17 protein-coding genes and 1 pseudogene are annotated in these 19,997 nt (G+C 66.3%); 10 read left to right on the top strand and 8 right to left on the bottom strand.

Annotation, left to right across the window (positions count from 1 at the left end):
• The 8 genes and pseudogenes from MRY84_RS17785 to MRY84_RS17750 all read left to right on the top strand — a co-directional run.
• Positions 1-437 (top strand): annotated as a pseudogene (locus MRY84_RS17785) (adenosine deaminase); the annotation flags it as partial.
• 262 nt (positions 438-699) lie between these two features.
• Entirely contained in the window at positions 700-2,292 is a 1,593-nt protein-coding gene (locus tag MRY84_RS17780; RefSeq protein ID WP_291507031.1) for a methyl-accepting chemotaxis protein, read from the top strand.
• Between the two features lie 152 nt (positions 2,293-2,444).
• Positions 2,445-3,584 (top strand): BMP family ABC transporter substrate-binding protein, encoded by a 1,140-nt coding sequence (locus MRY84_RS17775; RefSeq protein WP_291507030.1) that lies wholly within the window; start codon positions 2,445-2,447, stop codon positions 3,582-3,584.
• Positions 3,585-3,673: 89 nt separating this feature from the next.
• Positions 3,674-4,972, top strand: a complete 1,299-nt coding sequence (gene guaD / locus MRY84_RS17770) for a guanine deaminase (RefSeq protein WP_291507029.1) — start codon at positions 3,674-3,676, stop codon at positions 4,970-4,972.
• Positions 4,973-5,048: 76 nt separating this feature from the next.
• A complete protein-coding gene (dcd, locus tag MRY84_RS17765; protein WP_015012892.1) occupies positions 5,049-5,621 on the top strand; it encodes a dCTP deaminase in 573 nt (190 codons plus the stop codon).
• A 136-nt stretch (positions 5,622-5,757) separates the two neighbouring features.
• A complete protein-coding gene (locus MRY84_RS17760) occupies positions 5,758-6,210 on the top strand; it encodes a hypothetical protein (RefSeq protein WP_291507028.1) in 453 nt (150 codons plus the stop codon).
• A gap of 102 nt (positions 6,211-6,312) precedes the next feature.
• Positions 6,313-7,188 carry a neutral zinc metallopeptidase gene (locus MRY84_RS17755; protein WP_291507027.1) on the top strand — a complete coding sequence of 292 codons (876 nt, stop codon included), beginning with the start codon at positions 6,313-6,315 and terminating at the stop codon, positions 7,186-7,188.
• A gap of 277 nt (positions 7,189-7,465) precedes the next feature.
• Positions 7,466-8,962: a DEAD/DEAH box helicase gene (locus MRY84_RS17750; RefSeq protein ID WP_291507026.1), complete on the top strand. Its 1,497-nt coding sequence runs from the start codon at positions 7,466-7,468 to the stop codon at positions 8,960-8,962.
• Positions 8,963-9,039: 77 nt separating this feature from the next.
• Here MRY84_RS17750 and MRY84_RS17745 read toward each other — a convergent pair whose 3' ends face one another.
• The 8 genes from MRY84_RS17745 to MRY84_RS17710 form a co-directional block, all read right to left on the bottom strand.
• Positions 9,040-9,585, bottom strand: coding sequence for a nitrous oxide reductase accessory protein NosL (locus MRY84_RS17745; RefSeq protein WP_291507033.1), 546 nt, complete (start codon positions 9,583-9,585; stop codon positions 9,040-9,042).
• A 144-nt stretch (positions 9,586-9,729) separates the two neighbouring features.
• Positions 9,730-10,287 carry a nitrous oxide reductase accessory protein NosL gene (locus tag MRY84_RS17740; RefSeq protein WP_291507025.1) on the bottom strand — a complete coding sequence of 186 codons (558 nt, stop codon included), beginning with the start codon at positions 10,285-10,287 and terminating at the stop codon, positions 9,730-9,732.
• Positions 10,284-11,099, bottom strand: a complete 816-nt coding sequence (locus tag MRY84_RS17735; protein WP_291507024.1) for an ABC transporter permease subunit — start codon at positions 11,097-11,099, stop codon at positions 10,284-10,286. Before MRY84_RS17735 ends, MRY84_RS17740 begins: the two co-directional genes overlap by 4 nt.
• Before the next feature lie 3 nt (positions 11,100-11,102).
• The gene (locus MRY84_RS17730; RefSeq protein ID WP_291507023.1) at positions 11,103-12,047 is read right to left on the bottom strand and encodes an ABC transporter ATP-binding protein; all 945 of its coding nucleotides are present in this window, start codon (positions 12,045-12,047) and stop codon (positions 11,103-11,105) included.
• Complete coding sequence (locus MRY84_RS17725) at positions 12,022-13,296, bottom strand: nitrous oxide reductase family maturation protein NosD (protein ID WP_291507032.1); 1,275 nt, start codon at positions 13,294-13,296, stop codon at positions 12,022-12,024. The genes MRY84_RS17730 and MRY84_RS17725 overlap by 26 nt, the downstream gene beginning before the upstream one ends.
• Positions 13,297-13,298: 2 nt before the next feature.
• Entirely contained in the window at positions 13,299-15,920 is a 2,622-nt protein-coding gene (locus tag MRY84_RS17720; protein ID WP_291507022.1) for a NosR/NirI family protein, read from the bottom strand.
• Positions 15,921-16,245: 325 nt separating this feature from the next.
• The gene (gene nosZ / locus MRY84_RS17715; RefSeq protein WP_291507021.1) at positions 16,246-18,174 is read right to left on the bottom strand and encodes a TAT-dependent nitrous-oxide reductase; all 1,929 of its coding nucleotides are present in this window, start codon (positions 18,172-18,174) and stop codon (positions 16,246-16,248) included.
• A gap of 22 nt (positions 18,175-18,196) precedes the next feature.
• Positions 18,197-18,556 (bottom strand): hypothetical protein, encoded by a 360-nt coding sequence (locus MRY84_RS17710; RefSeq protein WP_291507020.1) that lies wholly within the window; start codon positions 18,554-18,556, stop codon positions 18,197-18,199.
• 208 nt (positions 18,557-18,764) lie between these two features.
• On the opposite strand from MRY84_RS17710, the gene MRY84_RS17705 reads away from it, so the two are divergent.
• Both MRY84_RS17705 and MRY84_RS17700 read left to right on the top strand, forming a co-directional pair.
• Entirely contained in the window at positions 18,765-19,163 is a 399-nt protein-coding gene (locus MRY84_RS17705) for a c-type cytochrome (RefSeq protein ID WP_291507019.1), read from the top strand.
• Positions 19,164-19,176: 13 nt separating this feature from the next.
• On the top strand, positions 19,177-19,997 hold an 821-nt coding region (locus MRY84_RS17700; RefSeq protein WP_291507018.1), incomplete at its 3' end, for an FAD:protein FMN transferase.

The following is a 19,997-nucleotide window of genomic DNA, read 5'->3' as shown; positions in this document are numbered from 1 at the left end:
CGGGCGTGGCGGGCCCGCCTGCCTATTTCTGGAGGGCGCTCGTTGTGCTCAAGTTCGTGCGCATCGACCATGGGGTGCAGGCCGTGCACTACGCAGCGCTGATGCAGCGCCTGGCGCAGGACCGCATCGCGCTCACCGTGTGCCCGCTGTCGAACCAGAAGCTGTGCGTGTTTCCCAACCTGGCCGACCACAACCTGGGCAAGCTGCTCGACGCAGGGCTGGCCGCCACGGTCAATTCGGACGACCCGGCCTACTTTGGCGGCTACATCAACGACAACTTCACCCAGGTGTTTGCGGCCACGGGCCTCACGGCCAAGCATGCCTACCAGCTGGCGTTCAACAGTTTTGAAGCGAGTTTCGCGGGTAATGCCGACAAGCGTGCGTGGGAGCACAAGCTCAAGGAAGCCTTCGAGCGCTGCGTGGAGCACGACTACTGAACCGCTGGGGCCGGGGAGCGTCGGTGCGGTGCGCACCTGTGCGTGCGGAGGTCATCCCCGTGTTGGTGCGGAGGGGGTAGCCAAAATACCGGGTAAACCCTAGAATTGTGAGTTTTTGTTAAAGCGGGACTCAGGTCCGCTCAGGGGTTTGCCCACGCCGCGCGGCCCTCTTTGTTTTTTGTTCCCCTTCCTTGCAGACAGGCCGCCATCCTTGCCGCCGCGGGCTGGCCCGGCGCGCGCCGCGCCTCTACGGAGCTATCGCATGTTTCTAAGTCAAATTTCCATCGGCAAGCGCCTTACCCTGGTGCTGGGCCTGATCCTGGCGCTGTTCTTCGCCAGCAGCGTGGTCGCGGTCGTCAAACTCGCTCAGCTGGGCCAGGAGATCGACACCATGGTGGCCGACAACATCAAGACCGAGCGCGCGGGTGCCGACTGGCTGCGCCACACCACCTCGGGCGTGCAGCGCGCGGCGGCCATCGCCAAGAGCAGCGATGCAAGCTTGATTCCCTACTTTGCGCCTGCCACGGCGGCATCCATCAGCCAGACCAATGAGCTTCAGAAGTTCATCGAATCCAAGATGGACACGCCGGAAGAGAGGAAGATCTTTGAACAGGTGGGCCAGCTGCGCAAGGACTACCTCGCGGCGCGCGAGGAAGTGAGCAAGTTCAAGCAGGCGGGCGATGCCGACAATGCCAACAAGGTCTTCAACGACCGCTTCGAGCCCACCTCGCGCGCCTACTTGGCTGGCGTGCAGCAGATGGTGGACATGCAGCGCGCGCAGCTGGACGAGGCAGGCAAGCGCAGCGAAACCCTGCGCGCGCAGACCACGCTCCTGCTGCAGGTGTGCACGGGCGTCTCGCTCGTGCTGGGCGCCTTGCTGGCCTGGCTGCTGGCCACCAGCATTACGCGGCCGCTGCGCCATGCCGAGGCGATAGCCGAAGCCATCGCCGACATGGACCTGACTGGAAAGCCCCAGGAAAGCTACGCCAACGACGAAACCGGCCGCCTGCTGCGCGCGCTGGACCTGATGCGCAGCGCACTGCAGCAATCGCTGCAGCAGGTGCGGGGCGTGGTGGACAGCATCTCCACCGCCAGCACCCAGATCGCCAGCGGCAACCAGGATCTGAGCGCCCGCACCGAGCAGACAGCCAGCAGCCTGGAAGAGACCGCGAGTTCGATGGAAGAGCTCACCAGCACCGTGCGCCAAAGCGCTGATTCGGCCGTGCAAGCCAACCAGCTCGCAGCCTCGGCTGCAGCCGTGGCACAGCGCGGCGGCGAGGTCGTTGCGCAAGTGGTGAGCACCATGGAGGAAATCAACGCGAGCAGCAAGAAGATCTCGGACATCATCGGCACCATCGACGGCATCGCCTTCCAGACCAACATCCTGGCGCTGAACGCCGCGGTGGAAGCCGCGCGTGCCGGCGAGCAGGGCCGCGGCTTTGCCGTGGTGGCCAGCGAAGTGCGCAGCCTGGCGGGCCGCAGCGCCGAGGCTGCCAAGGAGATCAAGGCACTGATCGGCGTGTCGGTGGAGAAGGTCGAATCGGGCTCTGCGCTGGTGCAGAACGCCGGCACCACCATGACCGAAATCGTGGGCTCGGTGCGCCGCGTGTCGGACATCATTGGCGAGATCAGTGCTGCTGCCTCGGAGCAGAGTCAGGGCATCGGCCAGGTGAATGTGGCCGTGAGCCAGCTCGACCAGATGACGCAGCAGAATGCCGCGCTGGTCGAGGAGTCCACCGCCGCCGCCGAAAGCCTCAAGGACCAGGCCGCGCGCCTGTCAGAGGTGGTCGGCGCGTTCCGTTTGGGCGGCGCGGTGCCTGTGCATGCGCGCCTGCAGGTGCCGCGCCTGGGCTGACCTGAGCGGCAGGACCATAAAGGAGATACGCCGAACGTTGGCCCTGTCCGGCATCCGGCATCAACGAAGGCCGATCTAACTGATTCTTTCCTTGGACCACCGCCGCCCTGCGGTGGCTCCATTTTTCAATCTGGGCCATGTAGAGGAACACCATGTACAAAAACCTCGCCACCGCACTGCGTGCGGCTTGTGTGAGTGCGCTGGCGGGCGCCGTTTTCATCACCTTTCCCGCTGTCTCCCAGACCCCGGCCGGCGCCAAGCCGTCCACCCCTGTGCCGGCGCAGCCCGTCAAGGCGGGTTTCGTCTACGTCTCCCCCATCACCGAAGCCGGCTGGACGCGCCAGCACGATGAAGGCCGCAAGGCCGTGGAGGCGGCGTTGGGCGCGCAGGTGCACACCACTTTCGTGGAGAACGTGGCCGAGGGCGCCGACGCCGAGCGCGTGATCCGCGACCTCGCTGCCACGGGCCACCAGATCATCTTTACACCCAGCTTTGGCTACATGGAGCCCACGCTCAAGGTGGCGCAGGACTTCCCGCAAGTCAAATTCGAGTCCATCACCGGCTACAAGACGGCGCCCAACGTGGCGGCTGCCAATGCGCGCTACTACGAGGGCCGATACCTTGCAGGCATCGCCGCGGGCCGCATGAGCAAGACCGGTGTGGCCGGCTATGTGGCGGGCTTCCCCATCCCCGAGGTGCTGCAGGGCATCAACGCCTTCACCCTGGGCATGCGCTCGGTCAACCCCCGGGCCACCGTGAAGGTGGTATGGCTCAATGTGTGGTTCGATCCGCCCAAGGAGCGCGACGCGGCCATGGTGCTGTTCAACCAGGACGTGGACGTGATGGCGTTTCACACTGGCTCCACCGCCGTCATGGCCGCGGCACAGGAGCGCGGCAAGATGGCCGTGGCCTACCACTCCGACATGCGCAAAACCGGCCCGGATGCCCAGATCGTCGCCGTCACGCACGAGTGGGGCCGCTACTACACCGAGCGTGTGCGGGCGGTGCAAAGCGGCACCTGGAAGAGCGGCAACCTTTGGGGCGGCGTGCGCGAGGGCCTGATCCGCGTGGGCGACTTCGGCCCCAAGGTGCCGGCCGCCGTGCAACAGGAGGTGCTGGCCGCGCAGAAGGCCATTGGCGCCGGTACGCTGCAACCCTTCAAGGCCGGCAAGACCCCCGTGCGCGACAACGAAGGGCATGAGGTGATTGCCGCCGGCCAGGCACTGACGGACGCGCAGATCCTGCAGATGAACTGGCTGGTCGAGGGTGTGCAAGGCCGCATCAGCCGCTGAGCGGCCCGCCCCGCGCCGCCCGCCGAGCCCATAGCGGTTATTGCAGGCCGCGTATGTGCGGGGCCGTCGCCGCCGCTAAGCTAGGGCCCATGCACGTATACCGCTCCGCCCTTTTGCGCTTTGCCGACGATGGATCGGCCCTGTATGACGAGGACGGCCTGCTGGCCGTCGGTGCCGATGCCGAGGGCCGCCAGCGTGTGCTTGCGGCCGGCGCGTGGCAGGCGCTGGCACCACGGTATGCCGATGCACCCGTCACGCATCTGCCCGGCCGCATCATTGCGCCGGGCTTTGTGGACATGCACATCCACTTCCCGCAGACGGACGTGATCGGCTCGCCCGCCGAAGGGCTTTTGCCATGGCTTGAGAACTACACCTTCCCCCATGAGTCGCGATTCACCGATCCGGCCTATGGCGCGCAGGTAGCGGGCTTCTTTGTCGACGAACTGCTGCGCAACGGCGTGACCACCGCGCTCACCTTCGCCACATCGCATCCCGCTTCGGTCGATGCGCTGATGGGCGAGGCCCAGCACCGCCAGTTGCGGCTGATCACCGGCAAGGTGCTGCAGGACCGGCACTCGCCCGATGGCGTGCGCGACCAGACGGAGCAGAGCTTGCTCGACACCGAGGCGTTGATCCGCCGCTGGCACGGCGTGGACCGCCTGGGCTATGCCATCACGCCGCGCTTTGCCCCCACCAGCACGCCCGAACAGCTGCGCGGCGCGGGCGAGCTGGCCGCGCGCCACCCCGACGTGTGGATCCAGTCGCATGTGGCCGAGAACCTGGATGAGATCCGCTGGGCGCGCGAGCTGTTTCCCACATCGCGCAGTTACCTGGCCGTGTACGACGACTTCGGCCTGATGCGCGAGCGCGCGGTATATGCCCATTGCATCCACTTCGATGACGACGACCGCGTGCTGATGCGCGATACCGGCGCCGTGGCGGCCGTGAGCCCCACGAGCAACCTGTTCCTGGGCAGCGGCTTTTTCGACTATGCGGGCGCGGACCGCGTGGGCTTTGGCTACGGCTTGGCCAGTGACGTGGGCGGGGGCACCAGCTTCAGTCCGTTCCACACCATGCTGGCGGCGTACTACGTGGGCCGGGAGGGGCGCAGCAAGCAGGGCCTCAGCCTGTCGCCCGAGCAGCTGTGGTGGCAGCACACGGCCGGGGCCGCCCAGGCGCTGGGGCTGGGCGGTGTGGTTGGCAACCTGCAGCCGGGCTGCGAGGCAGACTTCGTGGTGCTCAATCCGGCGGCTACCCCCTTGCTCGCCCGCCGCACCCAGCAGGCGGGCAGCTTGGCGGAGCTGTTGTTTGCGCTGATCGTACTGGGCGACGACCGCGTGGTGGAGCAAACGGTGATTTCTCAAGCAAAATACGGCTCTCGCGCTTGATGGTCAAGCGCCAACAGCTACGTATTTAATAGCATCCAGTCTGCGATGGCGCAGGTGGCAGCGCAGGAGTGCACCGATGAGCATCAAAAGCGACAAATGGATCCGCCGCATGGCGGCCGAGCACGGCATGATCGAGCCCTTCGAACCCGGCCAGGTCCGCGAGGTCGAAGGCCGCAAGATCATCAGCTACGGCACCAGCAGCTACGGCTACGACATCCGCTGTGCGCCAGAGTTCAAGGTATTCACCAACATCCACAGCACGGTGGTGGACCCGAAGAATTTCGATGAGAAGAGCTTTGTCGATTTCGAAGGCGACAGCTGCATCATTCCGCCCAACAGCTTTGCGCTGGCCCGCACGGTCGAATATTTCCGCATCCCCCGCAACGTGCTCACCATTTGCCTGGGCAAGAGCACCTATGCGCGCTGCGGCATCATCGTCAACGTCACGCCTTTTGAGCCCGAGTGGGAAGGCTATGTGACGCTGGAGTTCAGCAACACCACGCCGCTGCCCGCGCGCATCTACGCTGGGGAGGGCTGCGCCCAGGTGCTGTTCTTCGAAAGCGACAAGGACGATGTGTGCGAGGTCAGCTACCGCGACCGGGGCGGCAAGTACCAAGGCCAGGTTGGCGTGACACTGCCCAAGGCCTGAGCCTCGCCGGCGCGCGGGGGCGCGTCCTACAGCGCAATGGCCCGTCGGCTGAAATGCAAGCGCAGGTAAGTTTTTTAGCATCCATGTCACGCTTCTGCTGCATGCTGGAAGCGCCGATTGTTCGGAAGGACCTGCCATGCTGACCATTGCCCCACCCTCTGAAAGCCCTTCGCTCACCGCCTGGATCGGTGCGCTGGCCGCGCCCCTGGCGGCATGGTTCACGCCAGGGACGGTCACTGAGCCCCCAGCAGCCCTAAGCGACGCATCGCCAACCGGCGCGCCAGAGCCCTGGAATGCCCCGCCCGACGCCGGAGTTGCCGATGTGCACGCCAGCTACTGGCCCTGCGATCGTCTCAATGCCTTCATCCTGCAAATGGCCGCCCATGGCCACTGCGTGAACGCCGCCATGATGCTGGGTCACCGCGCCTATGCCGAGCAGCAGCTGGCCAAGGCACTGGCGGTGCCCGACGATGGGCTGCGCGCATTGGCAGCGGAACTGAACGCCTACTTTGAAGCCCCGCCGGAAAGCGCGGCCCTGCAGCTCAGCGGAGAAGCGGCGGGAGCACGGCCGCAGCCCACCGCGCACTGACGTGGCGGGCGCAGGCTTGGATCCGCACACGGCCGTGCCTCCGAGCTGGGCGCGTAACATCCCAGCAACGCCCTCCGCAGGAGAGAGGGCCGGAGGTGCTGCATGAAATGGGAAGGCAATCGCGAATCGGACAATGTCGAAGACCGTCGCGGCGAGGGCGGCGGTGGGTCGCCCATCTTCGGAGGGCGCAGCATTGGCATTGGCACCATCGTCATTGCGCTGGTGGGCGGGTGGGTGTTGGGCATCAATCCGCTCACGCTGCTGGGGCTGCTCAGCGGCGGTGGGCCACCCGCGCAGGTTCAGCCCCAGGGGCCGGCAGCGCGCCCGCCGGCCGACGACACGCTGGCCCGTTTTGTCTCCACGGTGCTGGCCGATACGGAAGACGTGTGGCAGGCCGTGTTCCGCCAGGGCGGCGGTACCTACCAGGAGCCGCGCCTCGTGCTGTTCCGGGGCGCCACGCGCACGGCCTGCGGCACCGGGCAAGCGGCCATGGGGCCGTTCTACTGTCCGGCAGACCAGAAGGTCTACATCGACCTGGGCTTCTACGAAACCCTGAAGCACCGGCTGGGTGCGCCCGGCGACTTTGCGCAGGCCTACGTGATCGCCCACGAGGTGGGCCACCATGTGCAAAACCAGCTCGGCATCAGCGGCAAGGTCGACCAGATGCGTGGCCGCGTGAGCCAGGCCGAATACAACGCGCTGTCGGTGCGCCTGGAACTGCAGGCCGACTGCTTTGCCGGGGTGTGGGCGCACCATGCGCAGAACGCCCGCCAAATCCTGGAGCAGGGCGATGTCGAGGAAGCCATGAACGCGGCCGCGAAGATCGGTGACGACGCCCTGCAGCGGTCCAGCGGCGGCGCGGTGGTGCCAGAGTCCTTCACCCACGGCACCAGCGCCCAGCGCCAGCGTTGGTTCCATAACGGCCTGCAAAACGGCAGCGTCAAGGCGTGCGATACGTTTGCTGTCCGCAACCTGTAGCCTGCTGCACGGGGATGTCGCGGCTGGCGGTGAGGCCCTTCACGGCCAATAACCGCGTCCCCTTTGGGGCGAGAGACAGGGCAGATCCGCCTCTGGGTCTTCGCGCAGTCCGCCACCTGCTGGCGCAGCATCGGCCGCAGCGCGCTCTGTGCAGCGGATGAGTGCTACTTAAACCATAGCGCAGCAGCAGCAATGGCCTGCGGCTTGGGGCAGATCCCCGCGCCCGCCAGCTCCAAAAATGGTGTTTTTGGCGGTCAATGCGACAATAGTGGGCTAAATGACAAGTTCCTTTTCCAATCTATCGCTGGCTGAGCCGCTGGCGCGTGCCGTGGCCGAGATGGGCTACGAGTCCATGACGCCCATCCAGGCACAGGCCATTCCGGTGGTGCTCACCGGGCAGGACGTGATGGGCGCCGCCCAGACCGGCACGGGCAAGACCGCCGCCTTCTCGCTGCCCTTGCTGCAGCGCCTGCTCAAGCACGAAAACAGCTCCACCTCGCCCGCGCGCCACCCCGTGCGCGCCCTGGTGCTGCTGCCCACGCGCGAACTGGCCGATCAGGTCGCCCAGCAGATCGCGCTGTACGCCAAATACACGAAGCTGCGCAGCACCGTGGTGTTCGGCGGCATGGACATGAAGCCGCAAACCCTCGAACTCAAGAAGGGCGTCGAGGTACTGGTGGCCACCCCAGGCCGGCTGCTCGACCACATCGAGGCCAAGAACGCGGTGCTCAACCAGGTCGAGTACGTAGTGCTCGACGAGGCCGACCGCATGCTGGACATCGGCTTCCTGCCCGACCTGCAGCGCATCCTGAGCTACCTGCCCAAGCAGCGCACCACGCTGCTCTTCAGCGCCACGTTCTCGCCCGAAATCAAACGCCTGGCCAGCAGCTACCTGCAGAACCCCATCACCATCGAGGTGGCCCGCCCCAACGAGACGGCCTCCACGGTGGAGCAGCGCTTCTACAGCGCCAATGACGACGACAAGCGCCGCGCCATCCACCAGGTTTTGAAGACCCGAGGCATCAAGCAGGCTTTCATCTTCGTGAACAGCAAGCTGGGTTGTGCCCGCCTGGCCCGCAGCCTCGAACGCGAAGGCCTCAAGACCGCTGCGCTGCATGGCGACAAGAGCCAGGACGAGCGCCTGAAGGCGCTGGAAGCCTTCAAAAAGGGCGAAGTGGATCTGCTGGTGTGTACCGATGTGGCTGCGCGCGGCCTCGACATCAAGGACGTGCCGGCCGTGTTCAACTTCGACGTGCCGTTCAATGCAGAAGACTATGTGCACCGCATCGGCCGCACGGGCCGTGCAGGGGCATCGGGCCTGGCCGTCACGCTGGTGTCGGGCAGCGATGCGCGCCTCGTGGCCGACATCGAGAAGCTGATCAAGAAGAAGATCGAACTCGAAGCCGTCGAGTACGACGAGGATCAGCCCCGTGGCCGCATCAACGACGGCCGCCGCGCCTGGCGCGAGGCCGGCGAAACCGGTGATGGCCGCGATGCCCTCGGGGCGGCTCCGCGCCGTGAACGCGAACGCGACTATCGCGGTGGCCGGGAAGGCCGCGAGCCGCGAGACCAGCACCGTGGCTTCCGCCCCGCCCCGGTCTCGCGCGATCCATTCTTTGAAAAACCCTACGAGCCCAGCAGCGCCGAGGCGGCACCTGCGTGGGAGGCGGCCGCCAAGTCGCCTACGCGCAGCGGCATCTCTGCCAACATCAAGCCCAAGCGCAAGGTGGCCGCGCTGTTCAAGGCAGTGCAGCCCGAGACTTCGACGCAGTAGTTTGCGTAAAAAATGGCCTGTAGCGCTTGATATACAAGCGCTGGTAGCTATATAAAATATAGCAACATCGATTGGACCTACACCGCAGGGTGCCTGTGTCCCGCCCCACGGCCGGGCGCCAGCATCTGCAGCAGGGCCCCGGTGATCTCCCTGAACACCAGCGGCTGGCCGCCGCGCCGCAGCGAAAACTGCGTCGCCGCAGCCATGCTGGCAAAGGCGGGCAGGTTGCCCGCCCGCATCGGCCCCAACGCCGTCGAACCGTGGACATACGCTGCCTGCGCAGCATCAATCCATTCACCGGAATCCGTATCGCTCACGTAGCGGGCCACGATGCTGTCCGCGCTGCGGCCGCGCGTGTAGCGCGCCACGTCGTCCAGGTACAGCAGCAGGCTCAGGGGCGAGTCGAAAAAGTACGCATCGCCATCGGCAAAGATCACCTGCGCAGCCCAGGCCCGCGAGCGTGCCGGGTACATGCCGCAGACGGGACAGCGCGCGTCGGCGGGCACGTCGCGCGCCGCCGCCAGGGGCTGCCCGCCCGCCGGGTCGTAAGGCGTGGGCGGTGCAACGATGCACACGTCTTCCCCCGGGCCGGGCGCTGCTGCCACGCCTGGGCTCGCGGTCATCCCTGGCCTGCCGTCTTGCGACTTCCATTGCCACGCGCCCACCCCCACGCTGCCCAGCAGCAAGGCGGCAGCCAATGCCGCGCGCCGCTTCAGTGGTCGGGCGGCCGTGGGATGGCAGGGCTGCGGCAGCGGGCGCATGGTGGGCTACATCCGCGTGTCGTGCAGCGCGCCGCCGCTCAGGTCGACCATGGCGGGCGTGATCTCGGCAAAGCGCAGCACCTTGCCGCCATACTCGGCCGCAAACTTCTTGGCGTCCGCCTCGTGCGCGAAGCTTCCGATGGTGGGGCCCATGGAGCCGTGGCGTTTGCCGCCCACCACGAACACGGCGGACTTGGCGTCGATCCAGTGGCCCTGCGGTGCGTTCCAGTCGGCCTGGCCCATGTCCTGCACATAGACCGCTCGTGCGGTGCGCACCTGCTCGCCGGCCAGCAGTGTCGCAAACAGCTCCACGGTGTCGCAGAAGAACGATGGTGTGCCCTGGCCTGCGAAATGCACCTGTGCCTTGGGACCGGGGTAGTCGGCCAGCAGCATGCCGTCGAGTTCGCAGCTGGTGGTGCGGTCCATCTCGACGGGGGTGAGGGACTGAGCGCTGTTGTCGGCCTGGCTGCAGCCGACGAGACCAGCAACGCTGGCGAGGGCCGCCCAGCCCAGCAGCTGGCGGCGGGTGGTGCAGCCGCACCGGGGTTGATAGGCATGGTTCATGGTTTGAATCTCCAGCTGGCGAGCACAAGCGGCGCCACGATCCAGGCGGCCATCACCGAGCCCATCAGCCACGGCTTGGCCAGGGCCGGGGGCACGATGCTGGTGAGCCCGTACAGGGTGCGCACGTCTTCGAGCGAAAACACGTTGAGGATGCGGAAAACGTCGGCAGGGTTGAGCAGCAGCAGATACGCCATGGCCTCGCCGCCGTGGCTGCCGCCCGTGGCCACCAGGGTGCCCAGCAGCAGCAGGTCGAACACCAGCACGAAGAAGAACCAGGCCGCGATGGCCAGGCCCGATGCGCGGGTGCGCTCCTGCGTGAGCACTGACAGCAGGACCGCCATACTGAGGAACGCCAGCCCCAGCAGCACCGAGCTGAACATGAATCCGCCGTAGTGGAACAAACCTGCCCAGCTGAGCTGCCGGACCAGCAGCACCGCCACGAGTCCAAAACCCGCCAGCGTGGAAAGCGTGAGCGCCGCGGCCAGTCCCAGGTACTTGCCCAGCAGCAGCTCCAGCCGGGTGATGGGCAGCGACAGCAGCAGGTCGAGTGAGCCGCGCTCGCGTTCGCCCACGATGGCGTCGAAGCCCAGCAGCAGCGCGATCAGCGGGATGAGGTAGATGACCAGGCTGACCAGGCTGGCGATGGTGAACTCGATGGAACGAAAGCCCACCGTGCCCTGCTGCGCGCCGCCAAAGTAGGCGATGGCCAGCGAGAACACGGTGAACACCAGCGCCACGGCCAGCACCCAGCGGTTGCGCATGCGGTCGCGGAACTCTTTACCCGCGATGGTGAAAATTTGTTGGAATTCCATGGGCTAGCCCTTGCGCAGGTCGAAGTACACATCCTCAAGCGAGGGTTCCTGGATCTGCAGGTCCTGCAGCGCGGTGCCCAGCGGTGCCAGCGCACCCAGCACGGCCATCTTGCTGCCGCGTGGGCAGTCCACATGCAGGCCTTCCGGCGTTTCCGCTGCGGTGATGCCGGGCACTGCAGAGAGCAGCCCCAGCGCGGCAGGCCGGTCGGCCGAAGCCAGGGTGAGGTGGATGGTCAGCGGCATGTGCGCCTGCTCGCGCAGCGCCTGCACGCTGCCCAGGGCCTGCAGCTTGCCCGAGGCCAGGATGGCCAGGCGGTCGACGCGCTCCTGCAGCTCGGCCAGGATGTGCGAGGTGATGACAATGGTCACGCCCCCCGCCTGCAACTCGCGCAGCGTGGCGTAGAAGTCGCGGATGGCCTGTGGGTCGAGGCCGTTGGTGGGTTCGTCCAGCAGCAGCACCTGCGGATCGCCCAGCAGGGCCTGCGCGAAGCCCAGGCGCTGGCGCATGCCCTTGGAGTAGTCCCGCACGGCACGCTTGCCCGTGTGGGCCAGGCCCACTTGCTCCAGCAGTGCAGGGCACTGCGCGAGCGGGGCGCCCTTGAGGCGGGCGAAGAAGTGCAGCGTCTCCAGCCCGTTCAGATTGTCGTAGAGCACCACGTTCTCGGGCAGGTAGCCCAGGTGGCGGCGGGCGGCTCGAAAGTCGCGGCCCTGCACGGTGGCGCCACCCACGCGGATCTCGCCCGCCGTGGCAGGCGTGAGGCCCAGGATCATCTTGAACAGCGTGCTCTTGCCCGCGCCGTTGTGGCCGATGAGACCGAAGATTTCGCCGCGCGCGATGCGCAGGTCGATGCCATCCACGGCGTGCAGCGCGCCGTAGTGCTTGTGCGCGCCCCGCACCTCGATGGCGGGGGGCTCGCTCAGGTCAATGGGGGGAGGGTTGCGTGTCACGCTGAAAATTCCGTTGGGGTTGGTTCGGTTGCATGCGGGGCTGAGGGTCCACCACCGTGGGCACGCGCAGCACCGGAAACTGCTGGCCCACCAGGCGCAGCGCTTGCACCGCAGGGCTGGCCAGCAGCAGCTTGATGGCGGGGTGGCGCCAGGTCAGGCGGTCCACCATGTCGTTGGCCTCGTAGGGCACATCGCCCACGCCGTTGCCGTCGCGGTCCCAGCCGAGGTAGTTGCTCCAGTAGTTGCCGCGCCTGGTGCCCCACCGCTCGTCGCGGGCACCGACATAGCGCACCTGCTCGCGATTGGCGATGAAATCGTTGCCGTCGACCTGGTTGTTCTTGGAGCCGGCCGACAGGTGAACGCCCACCGTGTTGCGCGCCACCAGGTTGCCGCGCAAGGTGATGTACTCCACGTCGTAGATGAAGAAGCCCCGGTTGTTGCCGTCCACCACGTTGTTCTCGATCACCGAATCCTGCAGGGTGCGCAGCATGATCCCGTGGTCGCTGTTGTTGTAGGCGCGGTTGTTGCGCACCACCTGGTCGCGCACCTCCATCAGCGCCAGCCCGCCGCGGTTGGCGTAGGTGTCGTTGTCTTCCCACAGGTTGTAGTAGGAGTTCATGTAGTGCGTGCCATAGCGGCTGTGGTGCAGCCGGTTGCCCCGGAACACGGCGTGGTGCGAAACGTCCACATACAGCGCGTCGCGCACGAAGCTGATGTGGTTGCCCTCGATGCGTGCGCCGGTGGTGTTGTACAGCTGCACGCCGTTGCCGCGCTGGGAGGAGTTCACATCGCGCAGGCCGGTGATGGTGTTGTGCAGAACCCGCACGTCGTTGGCTTTCTCGATCCACAGGCCGAACAGGTTGTAGGTGAGCTCGTTGTGCCGCACCACGGCCCGGTGCGCGCCGGGGTACACGTAGATGCCCGCGTTCTGGTCCTTGAGGCTGTGCCCGGAGTCGCGCACGATGAGCCCCTCGACCACCACATCGGACGCGGTGATGCGGATGGTGTCGCCCACCTGGCCGCCGCTGAGCGTGGGGCGGCCGACGCCGCGCAGCGTGAGCGCCTTGTCGATGCGCAGATTGACCCGGTAGTGGCCGCGCTGCACTTCCACCGTGTCGCCGGGCGCGGCGGCGGTGATGGCGGCCTGCAGGTCCTGCCCGGGGTGGACCTGAACCGTCGCGGCGCCTGCGGGCTGCGCCAGCAGGCTGGCGGCCAGTGCCAGCAGGGATGCGCACCATCGCAGCAGCATCATCATGTCCACCCTACCAAGGTCTTGATGGCCAGGAACAGCGCGGCGCCGATCAGCAGGTTCTTGAAGCCCACGTAGCTCAGCATGTCCATGACGCCGGCGATCCGGTAGCGGTCCTGCCACCAGGGGCCGTCTTTCACGTAGCGCTTGCCCGACAGGCGGATCAGCACTTCGTACACGCTCCAGCCGAACCACCAGCCGATGATGGCGCCCGACGACAGCGAACCCAGTGCGGCCATCACCCAGGCCACGCTGGCGGCCACGGCGAGCGAGAAACCCGCTACTTGCAGCGCACGGCGCGACGCCCAGCCTTCGCGGCTCCAGGGCCACAGGTGGTCCGCCAGCTCGGCCCACACCCAGCGCAGGCCGCGCGCGCCGGTCTTGGCGGCAGGTTTCACGGGCGCGGTGGGCATGCGCGGATCGGGGCCCTTGGCCGCCTTGGGCGAAATCTGGTCGGCCACGGTGGCGGGGTGGATCGGGATGAAGTAGCCGTTCTTGCCGATGGGCGTGATTTCAAGCCCGTCCTTTTCGCGGCGTTTGCGTTCTTTCGCCAGGGGAGGGCAGCCCTTGGTGTCGGTGTACAGGACCATGCAGTCCAGGCAGTGCAGGCACTCGCGGTGGTCGATGCGGCCATCGGCATCAATGGCCTGCGCACCGCAGCCCACAGCGCAGGCCTTGCAGCTGTTGCAGTCCTGCTTGCGCTTCAGGCCAAACCAGCGGAACGTGCTGGGCATGGCGAGCGAGGCACCCAGCGGGCAGATGTATTTGCAGTAGGGCCGCTCGATGAAGATCGACACGCCCAGAATGGCGGCCACGAACAGGCCGTAGGGCCAGGCCCGGTTCATCACGCCCACCAGGAAGGTGGTCTTGAAGGGCTCCACTTCGGCCAGCTTTTCCGCCAGGCCCATCGAGAACATGGACACCGCCAGCAGCCCGAAGAAGACCGCGTACTTCACCCACTTGAGGCGGTCGTGCCACCGCTGCGGCAGCTTGGTCTGGAACCGCCCCAGGCCCACGGCGCGGGCGATCTTGTAGATCGACTCCTGCAGCGATCCGAATGGGCACATCCAGCCGCAGAACAGCCCGCGCCCGAACAGGAACACGGTGACGATGATGAAGATCCAGAACAGGAAAATGAACGGGTCGGACAGGAACAGCGACCAGGTCCACTGGAACAGCAGCGAGTGGAACCATGTCAGCACCTGCGTGATGGAAGGCTGGGCCATCAGGCCAAAACCCACCCAGGCCATGCTGATGCCCCAGAAGCTGTACTTGAAGGCGTTGACCGGCCACTTGTTCTTGTGGGTGGACAGGCGGGTGAGCCGCTCGCGGAACCCATAGACCACTGCGACGGCCGACAGGACCAAAGCGAAGAGGGCGATCTGCGGCGCCTGCGTTTTCCACACGCGCAGCCAGGGTGCATCGGGCTCCTTCACCGTGGGGCGCCCACCTTCCAGCAGGGCGGCCGGCAGCCAGAACTTGGACTCGAACACTGCAAAGCTGCGCTGGCCGGTGGCCTTGTCCACGCGGTTGCCAAGGAAGGCGAGCTTCCACGGGTGGGCTGCTGAAAAGGCGCTGGCGCGAATGACGAAGATGGCTGATTCGTTGTAGCGCGGCGCCCCCGCGGCCTCCAGGCCGTAGAGGTTGTACGAATCCAGGTCGCGGAAGGTAAAGGAATCCGCTCCCTGCTTGACTTGCACGCGGTCGTAGATGCCGCCGCGCACAAAGCCCGATCCCTTGAAGGACTCCTCACCCGCCGTCTTGATGATGAACAGCGCGTTCTCGCCTTCCTTCAGGCGCGAGCGCAGGTTGTCAAACCCATGGGCGCCCAGCAGACTCTTGCCGACATCGGGGTGGTTCAGGTCGCCGAACCACAGTTCGATGAAGGGCTCGGGTCCGCGCGGCAGGCCCACCTGCTCGGGCCTGACAACCAGGCGCTGCACCGCGCCCATCTGCACCAGCTGGGCCCAGTCGTAGCGCTGGCCGCTGGCCGCAAAGCGGGCGCTCTCGCGCACCGTGGGGGCGATGATGCCGGTCTGCCGCGCCACGGCGGCACCCGAGGCCATCACCACCTGGTTCTGCGCAATCACGGTGACGGTGGCGCCCGAGATGGCATCCACCCCCACCACGTTCTCTTCGGGCCGCGAGGGGCCGACCTCGATGTTGTCGGTGACCGAGCGGCCGACATACTGGTTGTTGAAGCGGATGAGCGTCGATTCGGGGATGCCCAGCAGCAGGATGGGCTCCGAATGCTTGAGCACCTTCACGCCCACGAAGCGGCCTTGCATGTCCATGCCGATCAGCGTGACCACGGGCTTGCCCGAGTAGGCTGGCGTATCGGTGATGTCGGTGGACAGCATCACGTAGCCCAGCAGCTTCTTCTGGGCGCCGTCGCTGTCGTAGGCCTCCACATAGGGTGGCTGGCCCTGGCGCTCGGAGAAGTGCGTGGCGCCGGGAAACGCGTCCTTGCACGGCACCAGCGCGCACATGTCGCGCGCGGTGGCCAGGTCCGCCGGCAGCTCGGCCTCATAGGCCCCCGCGGCGGCGTGGGCGCGCGGCGCCACCCAAAATGCTGCCAACAAGACCAGAAGAAGCGTGGCGAACTGCCGACGAAGGGAAATCATGGGACTATATTTTTGATAGCTGCTAGCGCTTGTCAGTCAAGCGCCAGCGGCCAAATTCATTCAAATGTCTGTCTGCTCGGGATCTGCAGAGGCGCCCTCAATGGGGCTGCGCAGGGCTTCGACAAGCTCAGCCTGAACGTGTGGAGGAAGGTCGAAAGTCACCACCTCCACAAGAAGCGCAATCTGTGCATTGGCGCGGCCCATACCAGGGCAGCCGAGCAAGGGCCGCCCCGCAGCGAGGGCTGCGTCCCCCTTCCCGAATCGCGCAGCGATTCGAGAGAAGGGAAGGGGGAAGGCGCGCAGCGCCTCAGGGGGATGCTCCAAATCAAGCTTCCACAATCATCCGCGTGCGCATCTCCAGGTGCAGTGCATGGCAGAAGTGCGTGCAGTAGCACCAGAACACGCCGGGCTTGTCGGCCACGAAGGTGACCGACTTGGTCTCCAGCGGGTTCACGATGAAGTTCACGTTGTAGTTCGGGATCGCAAAGCCGTGCGTCAGGTCTTCGATCTTGTCCAGGTTGGTCAGGATCAGCGTCACCTCGTCACCTTTCTTGAGCTTGAACTCGCGCAGGCTGAAGGCGGGGGCTTGCGAAGTCATCTTCACGGTGACCTTCTTGCCGCTGCGGAACACGCCGGACTCCTTCGGGTCTTTCACGGCCAGCGGGAACTCGTCGAGCGTGTAGACCTGCTTGGGCTTGACCAGGTCGCGCTTGAAGATGATGAAGTCGTGGGGCTCGCCGCGCACCGGGTGGTCTGCCATCAGCACCATCTTCTCGCCCGAGATGTCGATGAGCTGCTCGTTCTCGGGGTGCAGCGGGCCTGCGGGCAGGAAGCGGTCCTTGGAGAACTTGCAGCCCACGGCCAGGTACTTGCCATCGGCCGCCTTGGTTTCCGACTGCGTGGCATTGATGTGGCCCGGCTGGTAGTGCACGTCGATGCGGTCCACCACGTATTTGGCGGCCTTGTCGCCCTTGTGGAAGGCAATGGCCTTGTCCACGTTCCACTTGACGACCTGGCTGTCCAGAAACAGCGTCGTGTAGGCGTTGCCGCGGCCGTCAAAGGCGGTGTGCAGCGGACCCAGGCCCAGTTCGACCTCGGCCACGATGGCGGCGTCGATTTTTTCGAGCTTTCCGTCGAACCACTCCAGTACCTTGCTCAGCTCGATCACCGTGGCAGTGGGCGAGAGCTTGCCCGCGCAGATGAAGTACTTGCCGTCGGGGCTGGCGTTCACGCCGTGCGGGTTCTTGGGCACTGAAACGTAGGCCGTCAGCGCCGTCTTGGGGTCCTTGTTGGCTTCCAGCGTCCCGTCCACCACGGGCACCTTCGACGTACCGATGGTCTTGAACTTGCCAGCCTTCACGGCTTCTTCGATGCGGGCAATGTTGAAGAACAGGCAGGCGTCGCGTTCGGAAGACATCATGTCTTCGTACTTTGCGCCCATCTCGGTGTTGTACTGGTTGGTGGCCGCCAGCTTGCCGTCGTACGAGGTGGCCGTGAGGTCGCAGTTGCCGTCGATCAGCACTTGCCAGCGCACTTCCATCGATTCGGCGTCCACGCAGGTGAACATGGAGCGGTACTTGCCGCTGTCTTCCGTGCCCGTGTTGGGCAGGGGGATCGAGAACTCGGCGCCGCAGAACACGCGCGTGGTGTAGTTGATGGCCGGATCCACCGGGTCGGCCTTGTCCGGGAAGATGCCGTGAAAGCCCTGTACGTTGGGCAGCTCGGTGATCTTGTCGCAGACAAAGTAATCGAGGCGGATGCGGGCCAGGCGGCTGTTGATCTTGTCGTTGATCCAGGCGTAGCGGCCGTCGTAGTTGCCGTCCTTGTACGAGGCGTGCGTGTGGTGGGTGTCGGCCACGGTGTACTTCAGGCTGCCGTCGGGCTTGGTGCCCATGATGGCCTTGGACTCGTTGGTGATGCCCCAGCCCACCAGCGCATCGGGAACGAAGCAGGGGATGCGCGTGATTTCGCGGCCGGAGGGCAGTCCCAGCACGCGCATGTCACCGGTGTGGCCGCCGCTCCACAGGCCGTAGTAGGTGTCCAGTTCGCCGGGCTTGAGGTGGGTGGCCGCGCCCGCGCTGGCGTGGGCCGATGCGGGTGCCGCAGGTGCGGGCGCGGCGGGTGTGGCGGCCGAGCCGGTCTTCTCGGTGCAGGCCGCCACGCCTGCCGTCAGGCCCACCAGGGCGGCGGTGTTGATGAAGCTTCGGCGGCCGAGGCCGGCGGGAGCAAGGGGCAGGTCTTTCTTATCGCTCATGGTTTTCCTCTTTAGGGATGGCTCAGTGAAAAAAGGGGGGCGCACGCGCCGGTGGGCGGTGGCGGGAGAAATGCACTGCCACGCGCCAGGGCTTGTGCGGCTCGGCTTGCAATGGCGAGGACTGGACAGCGTCGGCGCGAGCCGCCGCGGGGGGAGGCACGTCAGCGGGCAGGCACAGGGGGCAGTCGAGCACCGGTGCATCAGCGGGCGCCAGGCCATCGGCGGTCTGCTTCAGAAGAACGGCATGGCCCGCACCCGAGCAGGCCAGCTCCATCGCCCGTGGCCGCACGAGAGGCGAAGCCACCGCGGCGAACGCAGCCATCAGCAGCCACACCAGCATCCATCGGTGAATGTTCTGCGGGGCTTGCCAATGGGTTTGCATGGTTTGGATAATAGATTCATACAAAATGCATCTATTTGATCTGGGTCAGGCTTCGGAGCCGAGCGCGCCGCACAAATGCGCTGCCTCCACCTACAGTTCATCCATCTGCAATTGGCATGGAAATGCGGCAGAGCCGTGCGGCATGGTGGTGATCCGTATCCGCCGTTCGCCCTCATGACGAATCCACTCGATGACAAGGATCCAAGCGATGAACAACTTGACGATGACTTTGGCCGTTGCGACGCTGGCGGCACTTCTGACGGCATGCGGCGACAAGCGGCCCGAGCCCGCACCAGCGCCTGCACCTACCCCGGCGGCTGCGCCTGCTCCGGCAGCGGCACCGGCGGCCGAGAACGAACTGGGCAAGAGCGTCTTTGGCAAGACCTGCGCGATGTGCCACGCGGCCGGCGTGGCGGGCGCGCCCAAGCCGGGGGACAAAGCCGACTGGGGGCCGCGCATCGCACAGGGCAAAGAGACGCTCTACAAGCACGCCATCGAGGGCTACACCGGCTCCAAGGGCATGATGCCCGCGCGGGGCGGGTCGGCGAGCCTTTCTGACGCCGATGTGAAGGCGGCCGTCGACTACATGGCGGACAAGTCGATCTGAGCCGGAGGGGGCCATGCAACAGGTCTTTTCAGGCCGCTTCAGCCTGCAGCGGCGGCGACTGGTGATGGCACTGCCGCTGCTGGGCGCGGGGGCGTGGAGCGCTGGGTCCTGGGCGGGCGTCGTGGCTCAGTCCGCGCTGTACCTGCGCACCTCGCATGCGCTGATGGGCACGCAGGTTGATGTGGCCGTGGCTGGCGGTGAATCAGCGGCGCTGCAGCGCGCCACCCTGCTCGCGGTGGCCGAGATGCGGCGGCTGGAGTCGCTACTCAGCCGCTATCGGGAAGACAGTGTGGTCGCCCGCCTGGGCGTTGCCGCCGGGGTGGCCCCGGTGCCGGTGCCGCCCGAGGCGATGTCCGTGCTGCGCAGCGCGCAGCAGCTGGCGCAGGCGAGCGACGGTGCGTTTGATATCACGGTGGGCGCACTCAAGGGCTGGGACTTCGCTGAAAAACGGGTTCCATCGCCCCGGCAGATCGCGCAACAGCTGCCCCTGGTGGGCCCGAGCGGCCTGGTGCTAAACGCACGCGCGGGCACGGCTTACCTGGCGCGGCGGGGCATGGCGCTGGACCTGGGGGGCATTGCCAAGCTGCCCATCCTGGAAGCGGGCATGCGCGTGCTGCGCGCGCAGGGTGTGCACGACGCGATGATCAACGGCGGAGGCGATGTGCTCACGCAGGGCACCTGGCAGGGCAGGCCGTGGCGCATTGGTTTGCGCGACCCGCGCGCGCCAGAGCGCCTGCTGGGCGTGGTGGAAGCCGAGGGCGCGTGCGTGGTGGCGTCGTCAGGCGACTACGAGCGGTTTTTCTTCCGCGGCGGCGAGCGTTTGCACCATGTGCT

Source organism: Acidovorax sp., from assembly GCF_022763525.1.
Classification (GTDB): Bacteria; Pseudomonadota; Gammaproteobacteria; order Burkholderiales; family Burkholderiaceae_C; genus Acidovorax.
Note: the sequence above shows the minus strand (reverse complement) of the source record. Positions and strands in the feature narration are given on the sequence as shown.